16 protein-coding genes, 1 tRNA gene and 3 pseudogenes are annotated in these 16702 nt (G+C 69.1%); 15 read left to right on the top strand and 5 right to left on the bottom strand.

Features of this window, described 5'->3' with window-relative positions; all coding sequences use genetic code 11:
* Nucleotides 1-226 precede the first annotated feature (226 nt).
* Nucleotides 227-373 carry a hypothetical protein gene (locus tag RM555_RS26950; protein WP_311414363.1) on the bottom strand — a complete coding sequence of 49 codons (147 nt, stop codon included), beginning with the start codon at nt 371-373 and terminating at the stop codon, nt 227-229.
* A gap of 1056 nt (nt 374-1429) precedes the next feature.
* Nucleotides 1430-1615 carry a helix-turn-helix transcriptional regulator gene (locus RM555_RS26945; RefSeq protein ID WP_311414362.1) on the bottom strand — a complete coding sequence of 62 codons (186 nt, stop codon included), beginning with the start codon at nt 1613-1615 and terminating at the stop codon, nt 1430-1432.
* A gap of 336 nt (nt 1616-1951) precedes the next feature.
* On the opposite strand from RM555_RS26945, the gene RM555_RS26940 reads away from it, so the two are divergent.
* The 8 genes from RM555_RS26940 (at nt 1952) to RM555_RS26905 (ending at nt 7065) form a co-directional block, all read left to right on the top strand.
* The gene (locus RM555_RS26940) at nt 1952-2251 is read left to right on the top strand and encodes a hypothetical protein (protein WP_311414361.1); all 300 of its coding nucleotides are present in this window, start codon (nt 1952-1954) and stop codon (nt 2249-2251) included.
* A complete protein-coding gene (locus tag RM555_RS26935; protein WP_311414360.1) occupies nt 2251-2508 on the top strand; it encodes a flavin reductase in 258 nt (85 codons plus the stop codon). Before RM555_RS26940 ends, RM555_RS26935 begins: the two co-directional genes overlap by 1 nt.
* A gap of 521 nt (nt 2509-3029) precedes the next feature.
* Nucleotides 3030-4019: a hypothetical protein gene (locus RM555_RS26930; protein WP_311414359.1), complete on the top strand. Its 990-nt coding sequence runs from the start codon at nt 3030-3032 to the stop codon at nt 4017-4019.
* Nucleotides 4020-4305: 286 nt separating this feature from the next.
* Nucleotides 4306-4548, top strand: coding sequence for a hypothetical protein (locus RM555_RS26925; protein WP_311414358.1), 243 nt, complete (start codon nt 4306-4308; stop codon nt 4546-4548).
* Nucleotides 4549-4641: 93 nt separating this feature from the next.
* On the top strand, nt 4642-5637 hold the full coding sequence (locus tag RM555_RS26920) for a hypothetical protein (protein ID WP_311414357.1): 996 nt from the start codon (nt 4642-4644) through the stop codon (nt 5635-5637).
* Nucleotides 5638-6095: 458 nt separating this feature from the next.
* Nucleotides 6096-6455 (top strand): hypothetical protein, encoded by a 360-nt coding sequence (locus RM555_RS26915; protein WP_311414356.1) that lies wholly within the window; start codon nt 6096-6098, stop codon nt 6453-6455.
* Nucleotides 6452-6790 (top strand): hypothetical protein, encoded by a 339-nt coding sequence (locus tag RM555_RS26910; RefSeq protein ID WP_311414355.1) that lies wholly within the window; start codon nt 6452-6454, stop codon nt 6788-6790. Before RM555_RS26915 ends, RM555_RS26910 begins: the two co-directional genes overlap by 4 nt.
* Nucleotides 6791-6819: 29 nt before the next feature.
* Nucleotides 6820-7065 carry a hypothetical protein gene (locus tag RM555_RS26905; RefSeq protein WP_311414354.1) on the top strand — a complete coding sequence of 82 codons (246 nt, stop codon included), beginning with the start codon at nt 6820-6822 and terminating at the stop codon, nt 7063-7065.
* A gap of 632 nt (nt 7066-7697) precedes the next feature.
* On the opposite strand, the gene RM555_RS26900 is transcribed toward RM555_RS26905, so the two are convergent.
* Complete coding sequence (locus RM555_RS26900) at nt 7698-9251, bottom strand: recombinase family protein (RefSeq protein WP_311414392.1); 1554 nt, start codon at nt 9249-9251, stop codon at nt 7698-7700.
* A 21-nt stretch (nt 9252-9272) separates the two neighbouring features.
* Nucleotides 9273-9437: pseudogene (locus RM555_RS26895) on the bottom strand (single-stranded DNA-binding protein); the annotation flags it as partial.
* A gap of 374 nt (nt 9438-9811) precedes the next feature.
* Here RM555_RS26895 and RM555_RS26890 point away from each other — a divergent pair.
* Together RM555_RS26890 and RM555_RS26885 are read left to right on the top strand one after the other, a co-directional pair.
* On the top strand, nt 9812-10228 hold the full coding sequence (locus RM555_RS26890; protein WP_311414353.1) for an HPF/RaiA family ribosome-associated protein: 417 nt from the start codon (nt 9812-9814) through the stop codon (nt 10226-10228).
* Between the two features lie 97 nt (nt 10229-10325).
* On the top strand, nt 10326-11363 hold the full coding sequence (locus RM555_RS26885; RefSeq protein WP_311414352.1) for an alpha/beta hydrolase: 1038 nt from the start codon (nt 10326-10328) through the stop codon (nt 11361-11363).
* 27 nt (nt 11364-11390) lie between these two features.
* Here the strand turns inward: RM555_RS26885 and RM555_RS26880 are convergent, their stop codons facing one another.
* On the bottom strand, nt 11391-12092 hold the full coding sequence (locus tag RM555_RS26880; protein ID WP_311414351.1) for a hypothetical protein: 702 nt from the start codon (nt 12090-12092) through the stop codon (nt 11391-11393).
* Between the two features lie 164 nt (nt 12093-12256).
* Here RM555_RS26880 and RM555_RS26875 point away from each other — a divergent pair.
* From RM555_RS26875 to RM555_RS26855, 5 genes and pseudogenes are all read left to right on the top strand, one after another.
* Nucleotides 12257-12329: transfer RNA gene (locus tag RM555_RS26875), tRNA-Arg, on the top strand.
* 102 nt (nt 12330-12431) lie between these two features.
* A pseudogene (locus RM555_RS26870) lies at nt 12432-13057 on the top strand (tyrosine-type recombinase/integrase); the annotation flags it as partial.
* A gap of 74 nt (nt 13058-13131) precedes the next feature.
* Nucleotides 13132-13962: an IS5 family transposase gene (locus RM555_RS26865; protein ID WP_311414391.1), complete on the top strand. Its 831-nt coding sequence runs from the start codon at nt 13132-13134 to the stop codon at nt 13960-13962.
* Nucleotides 13963-13996: 34 nt separating this feature from the next.
* Nucleotides 13997-14713, top strand: a pseudogene (locus RM555_RS26860) (GntR family transcriptional regulator); the annotation flags it as partial.
* A 55-nt stretch (nt 14714-14768) separates the two neighbouring features.
* Nucleotides 14769-16511, top strand: coding sequence for an ATP-dependent nuclease (locus RM555_RS26855; RefSeq protein WP_311414349.1), 1743 nt, complete (start codon nt 14769-14771; stop codon nt 16509-16511).
* The last annotated feature ends 191 nt before the right edge of the window (nt 16512-16702 follow it).

The following is a 16702-nucleotide window of genomic DNA, read 5'->3' as shown; positions in this document are numbered from 1 at the left end:
CGGTCGGCCCCGACTCGTCGAGAGAACTCCCATGCCCTACCGCGAACAGCCCATGTCCGCCGTCTGGCCGCCGCCCGGTCCGATCCCGCGCCGGATGCCCGATGGCGCGATCCTGGTCCGGCGGATGACCCTCACCGCCGACGGCCCTGTGCCGGCCGGGTACGAGTTGCTACGGCCCAACGATGACGGCTTCGCGGCGTGGGCGTCCTTTCTGGACAACCTGCCGTCATCGGACTAGCAACGCGAGAAGCGCGGTCACCGCGCCGAGGATGCCGGCCAGGCCGCCGAGGACGCCCGGGACGGTCCGCAGGTATTCGAGGATCAGGCCGTGCCGGTCGCGCGGCGTGGTACTGGTCTGCTCTTCGGTCGTCACGCCCTGAGACGGTAGTGCCGCTGTCAGCTTCTGTCCGGCGGCCAACTAACGCTGTAGTTCACGCAAGGTTAGCGAGAATGCGCTTAGCGTGAATAGGTCGTGCCAGTAGGTGCCAGTCGGTGCTACAACCTGCTACAACCTGCCAGCCCGACTACCCGTCCGGCCGATGAGCGCGCTCAGCCGTTTTCGGTGCGCCATCTGCGCACTCGGACGCGCAAACGCTGTGCGTCGCGCCAGGCAAAGCGAAGCGCCCGCCCCCGGCGTGGGGACGGGCGCTCTCGCGCGCCGGGGCAGTCGACAGCGCCCCTCGGCCTGCGATGCCTACACCGCAGGGCGAAAATCTCCGCCACTGCGTTGACTCATTCCTGCGGGTAGGACCTACACTCGGGGTGTAGCGCGCTAAGCACTACAACGCGCTACACCGGAATAAGGGCCAGTCGCCTAGGTCCTGCGAAAACTCAAGGCGACGGCTTGCGGTTGCTGGCGTGGGCTCGTCAACCCGGTTGGGTCAGGCGGGTCCACCCCGCATGAAGTCCCTGATAATGCTGACGACCTTCAGCGCCCAGTACGTCACTTGCAGTAAGATCGCTGCGCCCATTCCTCCGCGCTGCCATTTGCTCAGCACAAAGGGCGGGCTCAGGACCATCCTTCTGCTCTGTCGCTTCCTCCTTCTGCTCGACTTGATCACCTCCCTTCGGCCCCTCCTGCACCTTTCGGCGCTGACGACCACGACGGGACAGGCGACGGCCTCCTTCGCACGAGCAGCACTTGCCGCCTTCGATACCGGCTCGGTAGTCGAACCCAACCTGTAGGCGACTTACGCTGTTTCCAGTGGTGTATCCATTCCAGACCGTCGCGGGTCGGAGGTCAAGTTGGTCGGTGCACCCGACGCGTCACCTGACGCTGTCGGAGCAGGCTCCGGACTGAATGGGAATGAATACGGCTGAACGGAGAGCCCTAGTCGGCGCCAGTCTGTGCCCGACATCACATGGCGCCCCGCCAGCGTGCAAGGGCTCCGCGATCGTCTCTGGCGGTGCGTCCGTCGGCTTTTTCGCCTCAGCCGGACTCTTCGTCCGCGAGCCGCTGTCCACGCCGCTGCGCGTACGCCCGGACCTCGGCGGCATCCCAGATGCGGCCCACGGTCAGCGTGTCGATGGGTGCGGGGAAGTCGGGCCGGTCAACCAGGATCGCGGCGCGCTGGCGCGAGACGCCCAGGTGGTGGGCAACCTCTGAAAGCGCCATAACTCGCACAGGCGGACCTTCCGGCGACAGGGGTAGGCAACTTGTCACCGAGGGGGTTGACTACCTGTCAACGGTCAGCCAACGTGACGGTATGCCCACGCGCCGTACACACAAACCCGTGCCGCTCGCCCCACGTCACCGCCGGACCTGGCGGTCGCTCTGGCGCCGTTGCTCGTGTGGCCTGTCGGCTCCCTGCCCAGACCGATTCGCACCTGCCCCGGCCCGCGCGACCGCCCGCGCCCCGCGCTGGAACGCCCCGACCCGCGAGGTCGACACCATCGGCCGCGCTGGGCGCCTGACCCGCGCCGGGGTCTACCGCGCGAACGGGGGCCGCTGGTGACCGCTCCCGCGCCCCTGCGCCGGCTGAAGGCCGGTGACGTCGTGTGGCTGACCCGCGAGGCGTCGCCGCAGTTCGTGACCCCGCTTCGCGTGCGCGTGATCCGCGAGATCCCGGAGCGCTACACGTACGACGGGTGGACGTGGTTCGAGGGCTATCAGCTCGACGGGAAGGGCGGCGCCGTCGCGAAGCGCGAGCTTTTCGTCCGGCGCGAAGGGGTCCGCTGGCTCGACGCCCCGCCCGCCCCCGCGAGAGCCGTCCGCCGGCCGCTCCCCCGCACGCCCGCGAGGGTCGGCTGATGGACCGCCCCCGCCGCGTCCTCCCGCACCTGCCGTCCCGCCCCACCTGGCGCTGCCAGTCGTGCGGGATCGCGTGGCCCTGCTCTCCGGCGAAGCTGCGTCTCCTCGGCGAGTACCGCGAGAACCGGACGGCCCTAATGGTCTACCTGGCGACGCTGAAGGCCGAGGCCGCCGAACATCTCGCCGAGCTGGACAGCAGCACGCCGCCGGCTGACCTTGATCGGCGCTTCCTTCACTGGGCGACGCCCGTTCTTTAACCCCTTGGCCACCCCGGGGCGACCCGTTTACATGCGCGCCGAGGCGGCGACGCCGAAGACGGGCCGGGACGTGAGTGATGGTTGTTGCAACAGAGCTAGGTTTCGTCATTCCCCTATCTCTTCTTTAGAGGAGGAGGAGGACGACTAGAAGCTAGATATAGCAGTGACGGAACCTAGCCCCGTTGCAACAACCATCACTGCGCGCTCGACGTGGCCCCGGGCAACCGCCCCCACCCCTCGCGGCCCCTCGGCCGCGTCCCGACTCACTTGCGGGAGCGCGACCGGCGCGGGCATGAACAGCCCGAGGCCGCCTGGCCCACTACCAAGAGGACGAGGAAACCCGCGCGGCCTATGAACAGCCCCAGGCGGCCTGGCCGACTCATACGGTGACCAACGATGCAACGTAGCCAGCCCTGAAGGGTCGCCCATGAACTGCGCCCGCGCCTCACCGTGACTCCTCGCCGCCCTATTCGATCAAGGAAAGGAGAGCTGTGACTGCCGTCGATAGCTCATCATCAGACATGGCCGCCGCGCGCCTGGCGGCCGTCACCACCGCCTACTACTCACCCCGCCCCCAACTGACCGACCCTGCGTACAGCAACCTCCTACGCCGGGCCGAGGTTCAGACCCTCGAAGCCGCCGGCCTCGGCCGCGCCCTCGCTCCGTTGTTCACGCGCGACTACGTCCAGCGCGTCACCGTCGCCGAGTACGACACGGACACCGTCGAGCGCCGCACGATCGCCCGCCGCAGCACGCCCGACGGGACCCGGGCCGACTACCTGCCGTCCGAGGAGTTCGCCGCCCGCGTCGCCCTGGTCGTGACGGACCTTCCCGACCCGTCGCCCGCAACGTCCCCCGGCTTGACCCGCGCCGTCCGTGATTCCCGCGCCCTCGCGGCGTTCGGTGCGCGGTCCCCGTGGGTCCGCGACGTCGCTCGCACGGTCGCCGCCGAGCTTCCGCACCTGGCCGATGTCGGCGCGACGCTCTATCGCGACGGCGAGCCCGAACGCCCGGCCGCCGGCTGGACGCCCGAGCGCCGCCGCGAGTACGACCGGGGCCGTCGGGTCCCGCGCGACGCATCCGAACAGGCGGCCCTCTGGCTCACCCGCTGGCGCGAGGTAACGGCGCCCGGCGCGCATCCGGCGCCCGAGGTCTTCCGGCGCTACGTTGCCGCCGCCGAGCGTCTGGGCGTCGACCGAGTAGGCCGGAACCAGTTTTACAAGCTGGCCGAGGAGGTTTTAGGCCCGCGTAAGCGCCGCGCCGCCGGTCCCGTGTTCGTTGTCCCCGAGGAGGTCGCCCCGATGGACCGCACGCAGCGCCGAGACCTGGCCGCCCTAATCGTGGACCGCCTGACCGAGGAATGGCGTACGGCCGCCCTCGACGGCCTCGCCGAGCTGGTCGCCGAGCACCAGGCCGAGAAAACCGCGGTTGGCCCTATGGCACCCGCCATCGGCACTCGCGGCCAGGTCGTGGACCTCGCCGCCCACCGCGCCCGCCGCCGGGTCGCATAGCCCCCACCCCGTACTGAGGAAGAGGCCCGGCCCGTGAGGCACCGGGCCTCTCTCCATTCCCCGCGTCAGCCGCCCAGGGGCGGTGTCGGCCGACGCGGTCAGCCGCCCCGGAGTCACACGGGCGCGGCTCCCCGTGGCCGGGGCCCGCGTGTGTCTCTTCCGCGCAGGCCCCGGCCCCGGGTCGACCCACCGCCCCGCCACGCCACGCCCCGTCGAGAGGTCCGCCATGCCCGCCCCACCCCGCCGCCCCGAACCCGGGACCGTCGCCCGCGTCCTTGCTCAGTACGTGGCCGGTTCCAACGCTGGAACAACGCACGCCAACACGTCACGCGTCGCGCGCCTGCTGCGCGAGCGAACAGGCTTTCCGTACGCCGCTGAGGACATCGCGCCGACCCTCCATCTGGCCGCCCCGATCCTGACCGGCACCTACGGCGTCCACGCCGACTACGTCCCAAAGGTCGCGGGCGGTTGGCGCTGGCGGTTGAGCGTCACGCCGTATGCCCCCGGGACAGGCCCCGAGACCGCCTGACCGTCCTTGCCCCACCTGGCCCCTCTGACCGCCCCCGACCGCCCCGTAGAGACCGTCTCTGCGGGGGTCGCAGCCCTACCCGAGGAGACACCCGTGACCGCCCCTGAACCGACGACCGGCCCCGCCCGAACGCCAGGGCTTCCGCAGCCGATGCTTACCCCTGGCGCGGGTGCTGCCTTCTACGACGGCCCCGCGTTCGACCCCGCCGACGTCGTGGCGCAGCTTCCGCCGCGCCCGCAGACCGGCACCTACCACGACCCGGGCGACTTCCGGGACCCAGCCGAGCCGATCGCCCCGCCGTCCGGTGTCGAGGTCCCTGCCGACCTGGCCGCTGCGCTGACCGAGTACGACGCCGCGCGGGCCGCGTGGGTGGCCGCCGTTGACGCCGTCGATGAGCACCGCGATGAAGCGCGGGCGTCCCGAGCTGCGCGCGAGAAGGCCATTCGAGACGCCGGCCAGGCTGCCGCCCGTGGCGCGAAGCGGCCGGCGATCCCCTCGGCGACTAGCGAGGCCGACGAAGAAGCCGAGGTCCGGATTCGGTCCGCTGTGGTCGAAGCCCGGCGCCGGGAGGCGAGTGATGCCGCCCGGAAGGCGGACCGCCTGACGATGACCTATGCCGCCGGCTGGGCCGCCGAGGTAGTCGCCCGCTTCGGCCCCGCCCTGGACGAAGCGACGGCCGCCACGCAGGCCGCCTACACGGCAGCCCAGCGCGCCGAGGGAATCCTGAACCAGGCTGCCCACTGGCGGGCGTTGGCGCTCGCCGCCGAGCTGGAAGCCAAGGGCGTTCGGGTCAGCGAGCATCAGCGGGGCCGCCTCCTCGGCGACCTGCTGGACGCGTCCCGCACCCATCACTACCGGACCGCCGAAGGTCAGCACCGCGCGCCGACGCAACTGCTGAACACGGTGCACGAAGCGATCGGCACCCTTCGCGGCTGCAATCCCGGCGCCGTCCCGCACCCCGACGCGGTGATGATCCCTGGCGACGTAGCCGAGGCTCGTGAGGTGTGGTGGGCCCTGTACGACAAGGCGAGCCCCGAGACCCAGCGGGCCTACCGCGAGCGGCACCCGCGTAGTTTCCCGCCCCGGTAACGCAGACAGGGAGGGGCCTCGGAGAACCCGGGGCCCCTCGCCGACCCCGGCCCCGTCAGCGCTACCGCCCCTCCCTGCCACTGGCTGTCCCGCGTCCGGTGGTTCCGTCGCCGGTTGGTCCCGTCCATCAGCCCTGCTGCCCCGCCCGTCCGGCGCCACCCGAATCAACGGCGGCGGTGTCGACGCCCGGCGCAGCTCTCGCCCGCCGGCCACCGCAGCCGAGGCACGGCGTGCCCGTCCGCGAGCACAGCGAACGCGCGAACCCGAGCGTCATCCTGGCTTGCTGTGACTCTGCGTGATTGTCACTCTGCGTGGAGGGGTGGCGGGGTGCCCCCTTCGACCTGCCCGGCAGGACCGAAGCGGCATAGCACCGCCCTGTGCATGCACGCTCGCTCCCAGTTTTCGATTACACACAGCTATCCGTATCCGCCTGCTTCTCGACGTTGGAGATCCGCCCCATGACCGCCGCACCGGAACAGCCCGCCCCGCTCCCCGAGAGCTGGACGACGGGCGCTCGCGAGACCTTCGAGGCCGTCACCGACGAACGCCCCGACCTGACCGCCGCCGAGGTCGCCGAACTGTTCCACGCCTGTGCGTTGGAGAGCGCCGCCGAGCGGCTGGACGCCGTCGCCCTGGCCGCCGGCATGGTTGCCCGAGGGTCGACCGGACAGCCGTGCGTACACCCCGGCGCAATCGAGGCCCGGCTAGCCCGGACGGCCGCCGCACAGATCCTCGGCCGACTGCACAAGCCCGCCCACGGAACCCCGTCCGAACGTGGCCGCCGCGCCGCCCGAGCCCGTTGGAGCCCTGCCGGATGACGAACCCGAAGATGCGACACCGCGCGCCGCGCCCCGCCAACGTCAGCGCCGTCCCCGTCGCGCTGGCCGGCGTGCCACTACCCGAGTTCGCCCCGAGCGAGTACGTCGGCCGCCCCGCCGACGGCTGGACGGTCGAGGCCGTCTGGCTCGCGGCCGTGCGGTACGCCCGCGCTCACGAGCTGCGCCGGGGCGGGGCCCGCGCGGCATGGCTGGCGTTCGCCTCGGCGTACGACGTGGCGACCGGCGCGAAGCTGAAGCGTGAAGAACTCCGGATGCGTCTCGCCGGCCACGACCCGGAGCCCGAGGCATGGGCGGTCGACCCGTGTGATCCGTGACGTGGACAGAGCCGACTAGCCTCGGCCGCGTGGTGAGAAGCATCAAGGACCTACGCGCGACGCCCGACGACGTTCTGATTGCGGAGCACGACCGGCACGCCCGCGACACGCATGTCGGCGCCGGCTACTACGTAGACGAGTTGGAACGCCGCGAGCGCCGCCGCGCCATCGAAGCGTCGGACCGGCTCGCCCGGCGTGCCTTGCGGCTCGCGTGGTCGAACACCCTTCTTGCGGCCGTTGCCGCCCTGGCCGCCGTCGTCGCCCTCTTCAAGTAGCCCAACGCAAAGGCCCCGCCCGGATCGACTCCGGTGCGGGGCCTTTCGGTGTTTAGGTGACGGGGGCTCCCGTCGGACAACGGAAGCCCCCGTCACGGGCAGAGGAACCGCCTGGGTCCTCGGCCGAACCTCAGTACCAGTGACCGGCTATGAGCAGAATCAGATAAGCGATCTTCAGCGCAGTCTCAATGACTCGTCCGACCTCGCTGATTCTCGGAAGAACCTGACCTCGCCCTGCCCTTTCCCGTCGCCGCACTGCCGGTTTGCGCGTAGAGCGCATTTCGGATCCTCCTCGGCCGCCGCCTCCCATCAGGGAATTGACGAACCCGGTCCGGCGCTAGCTGCCGGTCCGCCGCCTGGGGCCACGGCGAGAGGTGGTTCCTACCCCGCACAGCACTCTATCGGCGGGGTGCAAGTTGGACGGACCGTTGACGGGCTACCACGCCTCCTCGGCCGCGATCTCGGCGAGCCGCTGAGTCTCCCGCAACCGGCGCGGAACGCACGGACACGAGGAAGCCCCCGCCACGGACCACGTCCAGGCGGGGGCTTTCGTGCGTTTACACGCCTATGCGAAGCGCCCCGCTCCCGGTTCGCGCGCGGGGGCGGGGCGCGTGACAAGCATAACGGCTGTCCTAGCTGGACTCCTCGGCCGCGATCTCGGCGAGCCGGGCCGCCTCGGGGTCGGCGAACTCACCGAGCGCAAGTGCGATCCGCCCTTCCTCGAAGACCTTCCGGCCCGGTACCGACGCCCGCTTAACCGTGACGACGGCTCCCGCCCATTCCAGCAACACCCGCCGGCCGTCCACGTCCCGCGCTCCCCACGCTTCGGCGAAGGTCTGTCCAGTCTCAATCCGGCGCACCTCGGTCGGCGCCGTCGCGGGAAGCGCCTCGCGCTCGACGTGAAGCGCGGACAGTCGCGCCGCGAGTGCCGCCACATCCGCCCCGCGCTCGGTCATCTGCTGCGCCGTCGCCGAAATAGCCGCTTCGACGTCCGCCCGCCGCCCGTCATCAACGGCGACCGTCACCAACTCGACCAGTGGAAACCGCCCGACCATCGCGAGGAATTCACGCTCTACGTACTCCTCTACCGGCTCGGCCGAGACCGCGACGCCCTGGCACCCCTGCCCGTTCCGTCGCGCCGCACAGGCGTACGTCGGCACGTTCGCCCCGCTTCGATGCTTGCGCGAGGAGGCGTATAGCTTCCGCCCGCACCCGCCGCACCGCGCGACGCCGGAGAGCAGACGGGCGGCACGGACTCGCCGCCCACGTCCCTCTGCGCCGTCGCCGTTAGCCGCGAGGTTCGCGCAAAGCTGGTGCCAGGTGTCGAGCGGAAGGATCGGCGCCCAGAGTTGGCGCGGCATCCCGCTCTCGTCGCGGATCAACTCGCCGCGATGCACAGAGCGCCCCACGGTCGCCGGATTGGTGAGCACCTGGGAGAGCGTCTGCGTCGCCCACGGCGCGGGTTTCTCCCGCCGGGTACGGCCCTCGGCGATGAGCTTCGCGGACCGCGTCGGCACTCCGCGTGCGTTGAAGTCCTTCGAGATGCTGTACAGCGACTCGCCGTCTAGAACCCGGTCGGCCGCCTCGCGCACGATGGCAGCGGCTTCCGGCTCGGGCGCAAGGACGAAGCCCGGCCCGTCGGGCGCTGGTACTACCTGGAAGCCGTACGGGGCGGCACCGCCGGCCCACCTGCCGAGCTTGCGAGCCCCCTCGATACCCGCCGCCGTCCGCTCGGCGATCGTTGCCGCCTCCATCTCGGCGAACGCCGCGAGGATGGTTGCGACGAAGCGCCCCGAGGTCGTCGTCAGGTCGAGCGATTCGGCGACTGAGACGAGGGCCGCGCCGTTCTCTGCGGCTTCGTCGGCGAACGCCCGGAAGTCGACCACGTTCCGCGCGAGCCGGTCGAGCTTCGCGAAGATCACCACATCGACGTCGGGCCACCGCTCGCGGATCTCGCGCAGCCCCGGGCGGTCGAGCCGCAGACCCTTGTCTGACCCGCTGACGTCGAGATCTCGCACCACGTATGGATGCACGTCCCAACCCTTTGCCAGGCAATACGCCCGGCATATCTCTTCCTGGCGGGCGGGTGAGGTCGACGGGTCGATGTCGCCGCGATGGGACGAGAGGCGGATATAGATGATCGCGCGGACGCGCCCGATTGCGTCCCGCAGGGTGGCGTTCGTCATGTGGGACATGCTACGTTCCAGCACGCGCAGGCTGTTGCCGTCGACCCAGCGCCCGCTGTCGCGGTCGAGCCGGCGGGCGGTCGAGGCGACCTTGAAGTTGGCCACCAGGGTGTTGCTCTGGGTGGTGCGGCGCCACTCCGGCGCGGTCAGCACGTTGCCCACGATCGTGACGTAGGTGTCGAACATCGTCCCTCCAGGGGGAGATCGGGCTTGCCATCGCGAGTCGACTCGGTGCCGAGCCTGGGCCCTCGGCGCGGGCGCCGCCAGCACCGCGCCCCGGCCTGTGGACAACCGGACCGCCTGTGGACAAAGACCTGATCAAGGTCCCGGTGTGCTAGGGCCGGGCGACCCTGGGGAGCCCGACCGACCGGCTCGATGATCGGGAGGCGGGGCCACGCTTCCGGCACCGCCACGGGCGGGGCGACATGTCACGTTCCGGACGGAGCCCGGCGGGGTATGGATTCGATCAACCGCACCGCCGACAGCACGACGAACGAGAGGTCAGCGATCATGAAGATGACCAGCACCGCAGCCGCCATCGTCTCCGGCGAGGTGCGGCGATGAGCGCCGTCGCCAACCCGGCCACCGTGGCGGAGTGCCTGCGGGTCGGCGCGGGGTTCTCCCAGGGCGACCGGAACTGGATCGCGGAGCAGTTCGCCACGCTCGACTCCCGGCTGGCCGGGTTCCACGCCGACGCCACCGAGCTGGAGGTGTCGGTCAAGGACCGGGAGGCTAGGGGCCAGAAGGTCACCCTGGAGTGCTGGATCGCCGGTCGCCAGAAGATCGTCACCACCTCCGCCGAGGAGGACCTGCACGCCGCGCTCAACGACGTCCGGGACGACCTGCGGCGGCGGCTCAACGACTCGAAGACCAAGCAGGAGCCGCGGCACAACAAGCACCTGCGCGACGTGCCCCCGCCGGTCGTCGAGGTCGAGCCCGACACCGACCCGGCCCGCGCCGAGGCCGAGACCGTCTGACGCGTACGCCGAGGCCCCGTCCGCCGGGTGCGGGCGGGCGGGGCCGGGCGGCACCCAGGGCTACCGTCCGGTAGCTTCCCGGCGTACCGTCGCGGTCGTGGAACCGGACGTGCTGGGCCCGCCGTACGAGCGGCAGACGATCGACCTGGGCACCGACGACGAGGGACCGGTGGTCGCCACCCTGGTCCGTCGCCGGGCCGACCGCCCGACCGGGCGGGCCGTGCTCTACGTGCACGGCTTCACCGACTACTTCTTCCAGGGCCATCTCGGTGACTTCTTCGCCGAGCGGGGCTGGGACTTCTACGCCCTCGACCTGCGCAAGTACGGACGCAGCCTGCGGCCCCACCAGACGCCGAACTTCTGCCGCGACCTCAGCGACTACTTCCCCGAGCTGGACGCCGCCGCGCGCATCATCCGCGAGGACGACGGGCACGACACGCTGCTCGCGATGGGCCACTCCACCGGCGGGCTGATCATGCCGCTCTGGGCGCACGCCCGCCGCGACGCCGGGATCATCGACGGCCTCTTCCTGAACAGCCCCTTCTTCGACATCAACGCCCCGTGGCTGGTGCGCCGCCCCCTCGCCGCCGCCGTCGGCCGGCTGGGCCGCCGGGCGCCGCGCCGGGTGCTGCCGTTCGGGCTGGGCACGGTCTACAGCGAGAGCATCCACGCGGAGCACCACGGCGAGTGGAACTACGACCTGACCTGGAAGCCGCTGGCCGGGTTCCCCGTGCGGGCCGGCTGGCTGAACGCCGTCCGCACCGCCCAGCGGCAGCTGCGCGCCGGCCTGGACATCCAGGTGCCGGTGCTGCTCGCCTGCTCGACCCGCTCGTTCAGGGGCAAGATGTGGCACGAGTCGGCGGCCCTCGCCGACGCCGTCCTGGACGTCGAGCACATGGTCCGCTGGGCGCCCCGCCTCGGCCGGCACGTCACCCTGGCGCGCTTCGACGGCGGGATGCACGACCTCACGCTCTCCGGCACCGCCGTACGGGAGAAGGTCTTCCAGGAGGTCGGACGCTGGGCCGACGCGTTCTTCGACGCCGGGCCGACGGTCCGCGCCGGGGAGCGCCCACCGGCGAGCCGGCTGCCGGCGGACGACGCCGACCCGGCTGGTGCCCCGACGCAGGGCGGCTGAGCACGGGTCGCCCACCCGCCGCCGGCCTCACGCCGCCTCGACGGCCGCCCAGATGCGGTCGAAGGTGGCCAGCGGGTGGCCGCCGTCGCGGGCCGGCAGCACCAGGCCCAGACAGCGCAGCCCCACCTCGCCGTCGCCGCCGGCCTGCACGCCGAACACCGGCGCCCCCACGTAGCCGGCCGGCAGCTCCGCCAGGAGCCGGACGGCGTCGCCCACGCGCGCCACCCGCTCGATCGCCACCTCCAGCGGCCGGGCGCCGCCCGCGCCGACGCCGTGGGCGAGCACCACGGCGGAACCCGGCTCCACGCCGATCCGGGCGATCGCGTCCCGATCGGCCGCGATCGGATCCGGCACCTGCTGGGTACGCCACCGCCAGCCCTCCCCGGCGGCGTGCTCGTGCAGGCCGCCGGTGGGCAGGACGGCGACGCCGACGTCCTCGTGGTGCCGCCACCCGTCGGCGAGGTCGGGCAGGGCCACGGCGTCGGCGGCCACCCCGGCCGGCTCGGTCACGCTCGCCCGCAGCCCGATCTCCCCCGCCCCGGACCGGGTGAGCGCGTCAGCGGTCAGCAGGTACTCGCGCCCCTGCCCGGCGAAGAGGAACGCGGTGCCCTCGCCCCGGTCGCCGTCCCCCGCCCCGGCGTCGGTCCGGCGGATGGGCAGGATCGCGCGGCCGAGGAGTTGGCACAACTCGTACGCGACGTCGTTCTCGGTCTCCGGGTCAAGCAGCACCAGCCGAGGGTACGACCCGACCGTCCCAAGCCGCGCGGACGCCGGAACAGGGGTGACCGGCACCGGAGTCGCATGCGACCCTCTTGTGCGACGTGAGACGCGACCACCCGTTCCACCGGTCACCAGGTGGGCGGCGGTACCCTTCTCGCGCGACACGCACGCGCGCGCCCGTAGCTCAGCGGATAGAGCAGGGGACTTCTAATCCCAAGGCCGCAGGTTCGAATCCTGCCGGGCGCACAGGTACTTCTCTCGATCAGATGGCTCCCGTGGAGCTATTCGTGGAGCCATCGGCCTACTGTCGGCCCCGTGGCAGACGTCAAGCGGCAACGTGGCGAGATCATGAAGCTCCCCAGCGGATCACTCCGCGTGAGGGTCTACGCGGGCGTCGACCCGCTCACTGGCAAGCGGCACTACCTCACCGAGACCGTCCCGGCGGGCCGGAACGCCGAGCGAGAAGCGGAGAAGGTACGGACCCGCTTCCTAAACCAGGTCGACGAGAAGCGCAGCTCGCGCACCCGCGCCACCTTGAACCAGCTACTCGACCGCTGGCTTGAAGTGGCCGGCATCGAGCCGACCACCCGCATGGGCTACGAGAACAAACTGAACAAGCACGTACGGCCGGTGCTCGGCAAGCTGCCGGTCGGCCGGCTCGACGCCGAGACGTTGGAGTCGTTCTACGCGAGCCTGCGCCGCTGCCGTGACTGGTGCGGCGGCAAGGCGTACGTGAAGCACCGCCTGGAGGGCGAGCACACCTGCACCGCGAAGTGCCGGCCGCACGTCTGCAAGCCGTTCAGCGCGTCCTCTGTGCGACAAATCCACTGGATCCTCAGTGGCGCCCCAGCCGCGCCGTCCGGTGGCGCTGGATCGCCGTCAACCCCGCCAGCCAGGCCGAGCCACCTGCGCCGCCGCACTCTGACCCGCATCCACCGAACCCCGCCGACGCCGCGCGCATCATTAAGAGGGCATCTGATCCGTGTAGTGGCTGATTCACGTTCGGCCGTTGCGGTGATGGGGCTGGTTCGTTGATCGCCGCGTGGGCGTGCAGCGGCGTGGGTATCGGTCGGATTTATCGGACGAGCGGTGGGCGTTGATCGAGCCGGTCCTGACCGCGTGGCGGGCGGCGCGGGTGGGCCTGGGGATCAGCCGGCCGGTGCATGACCTGCGCGAGATCGTCAACGCGATCCTGTACGTGGCCAGGACGGGGATCGCGTGGGAGTACCTGCCGCACGACTTCCCGCCAGCGAAGACGGTCTACGACTACTACGCCAAGTGGGAAGCTGACGGGACGACGCAGCGGATCCACGATCTGCTGCGGGAACGGGTCCGGGTCGCTCGCGGCCGCCGCGAGAGCCCGTCAGCGGTGGTTCTGGACTCGCAAAGCGTGAAGACTTCCAGCAACGTCGGTGAGGACAGCCAAGGCATCGACGCGGCGAAGAAGATCAAGGGACGCAAACGGCACATCGCCACCGACACCCTCGGACTGCTCCTCGCTGTGATCGTCACCGCCGCGTCGGTGCAGGACTCCACCGCCGGCCGGCACCTGCTCACCAGCGTGTCCGCGGACCATCCGACCGTGGTCAAGGCATGGGTCGACGGTGGCTACAACACCGCCGTACAGGCGCACGGCGCCCAACTGGGAATCGACGTCGAGCGGGTGCCCCGCGCCGCTCGGAAGGGCTTCCAAGTCCAGCCCCGGCGGTGGGTCGTGGAACGGACCTTCGGTTGGCTGATGCAGCACCGACGACTCGTCCGTGACTACGAGACCCTCCCTCAACGCACCCGGGCGATGATCCATTGGGCGATGGCTAACACAATGAGCCGCTACCTCACCGGAGAATCCACCCCAACTTGGCGAAACGAAACCACCTAATCGGACCAACCTCACCAAGCGAGATCAGATGCCCTCTAAGACGCACCAGCAACGGCGAGTGGCGCTGGACCCGGAGACGATTGGAGTGCTACGCGAGCTACACGGTCGATACCTCGACCGCCTGGCGCAGCTCAGCGCGGACACTGACTCTGCCGATTACGTCTTCTCCCCGGAGCCTGACAACAGCCGTGGTTACCGGCCCGACACCGTTACCCAGCGATATGGCCAACTCGCTACCCGGCTCGGCATCGACAGCTACATCCACGCGCTGCGCCACTACTCGGCGACTGAGCTAATCAACGCGGGTGTCGACGTGCGGACCGTCGCTGGTCGGCTGGGTCATGGTGGCGGTGGGACAGCGACGCTCAAGGTCTATGCGGCCTGGCCGTCGGAATCAGACCAGCGAGCCGCTGGGACGTTGGCTGCACGAATGCCGGCGCGCCCGATCGCCGCGACGCAGCGCACCGTGGCGAGCAGCCCGTACCAGACGATTGCAGCCAAGCTACGCGAGCAGATCGCGACAGGCCGGCTGCAACCCGGTGGCCAACTTCCGGCGGTCGCCGAGCTGGCGACGGCACATGGCGTTTCGATTGGGACCGCTCACCGCGCCGTCGCGGTCCTGACCGCCGAGGGCCTGGTGAGGGTAACCCGCGGTCGCCGGGCAATGATTGCCCCTGACCGACCAGCGGCCGACGCTGCGCACGTTGATGAATGCAAGACACTTGGGCATCTAGCCAGACAGGAACGATGAGAGTAGCGTTCGAGGCTCCCCAATAGCTGCCAGACGAAAGCCGGACCATAGACCCATGATCGCGGAACTTCAGCTTAGCAACTTCAGGGCATTTACGGCATACAGAGTTCAATTCCGCAAGGAGAACGTCCTTGTAGGACCGAACAGCGCCGGCAAGAGCACACTCCTGATGGCGTTGCGATTCGCGAGAACGTGCGTTCGGCAGGCCTACAGAGTTAAGCCATCCGAGGCAAGGCAGCACCGAGGGAGCTGGATTCAATCCTACCCCGCCCCAATTCGAAACTTCAAGGTGTTGCGCGAGAGCGTCCGTCATGAGTTTCGGGATTCGGAGGAGGCAAGCCTGACACTCCGATGGAAAAACGGGGCGAGCATAACAGTAGTTTGGCCCGCAACATCCGAAGAAGATGAGGCTCCCTACTTCTATCTGCGAAACACCATTGGCAATAATCCGCGCAACATCGCCCAAGTGCGTGCTGAATTCCACGACATAGCAAGCATTCCGGCCCTGTCAACCCTTGAACACGAAGAGGAGGTGCTCGATAGCGAATACGTCCGGCAGCACCTGGATTCCCACAGAGCGAGCCGACACTTCCGCAATCAACTCCTGCAGCTAGCAAACACTGGACTGTGGGGCGAATTCTGCGAGTTTGCCGCACCCTGGATGGGCGGATTTGAACTGTCGGAGCCTACTGTGGCCTACGCCATCGGGGGCGAACCAGGAATTGATCTATTTTACCGAGAGCCGGGAAGCTCGAAGGAAAAAGAGGTTGTATGGGCGGGAGATGGCTTTCAAATCTGGCTACAACTGTTGCTACACCTTTACCGGAACCGACGCGAGCAGACGGTGTTGCTTGATGAGCCCGAAGTATTTCTCCACCCAGACCTGCAGCGCCGATTGATGCGGGTGCTGACGTCACTGGATCAGCAGTTCCTCTTCGCTACTCATTCAGCGGAGGTGTTGGCCGAGGTCGACCGAAGTTCGATTTTGTGGATCGACAAGACCAGAAAGCGGGCTATAAGAAACCCGCAGAGTGAGTCACTGGAGGCGATGAGTAGCCATCTCGGGTCATCCTTCAACCTAGCGTTGGCGAAAGCGCTCCGAGCCCGCGGGGTTCTCTTTGTAGAAGGAGAAGACGTCCGCCTTCTACGCTCGCTATCCGCCACAGCAGGCATGCCTAGCATCACGGCCGAAACCCGCCTGGCAGTTGTACCAATCGAAGGATTTTCCAATTGGCAACGCGCGGAGTACTTCGGCTGGATCGCTCAGGAATTCCTCAATAACGCCGTCTCCGGCCTGCTGATCGTAGACCGCGACTATCGCACGGAATCACAAGTTCAGGAGATTGAGGACCGCGTCCGACAAACAGGGATCACAGTGCACACCTGGAGCCGGAAGGAGGTAGAAAGCTACCTCCTCAACGCTGAGACCATCTCCAGGCTCAGCAAATGCCCAGTCGATGAAGTAACGTTCCTACTCGAACAAGCAACGGCAGCCGAAGAGCAGCAATGCTTTACGCAGCTAACAGCTCACCTGCTGCAATCCGAGAACAAGAGCAAGAAGAGTGCGGCAACCCTTATGAAGGAGTCACAAGACAAGTTCACCAAGAATTGGCCCGACCCTGAGTATCGGATAAGAATTGCACCGCCGAAGAGCGTGCTGGCCACCGTCAACCAGGGATTGCAAGCACGCGGCCACAAGGCCGCCTCCTTCACGGCAATAGCAAAACACATGCGGCTTTCGGAGATTGATCGCGAGATGCTATATGTGCTGGAGCGGATCGAGGATTTGGCGAAGTGACAGCCCGCCGTCAAGGTGTCGGGCCACATCCTGCTACGCATATTCCGAACCGCTGCGCCTGCCACTAGGCCGTGTCTTCAAAGGTTCATAACCATTGGAGTAGCGCGGCGATGGTGACCGTGGCCCGGTAGGACGTGGCGGTCTTGTCGTAACGAGTCGCGACGCTGCGGCACTGCTTGAGCCGGTTGAAG

It is taken from the genome of Micromonospora reichwaldensis, assembly GCF_031845925.1.
Lineage (GTDB): Bacteria > Actinomycetota > Actinomycetes > Mycobacteriales > Micromonosporaceae > Micromonospora > Micromonospora reichwaldensis.
Note: the sequence above shows the minus strand (reverse complement) of the source record. Positions and strands in the feature narration are given on the sequence as shown.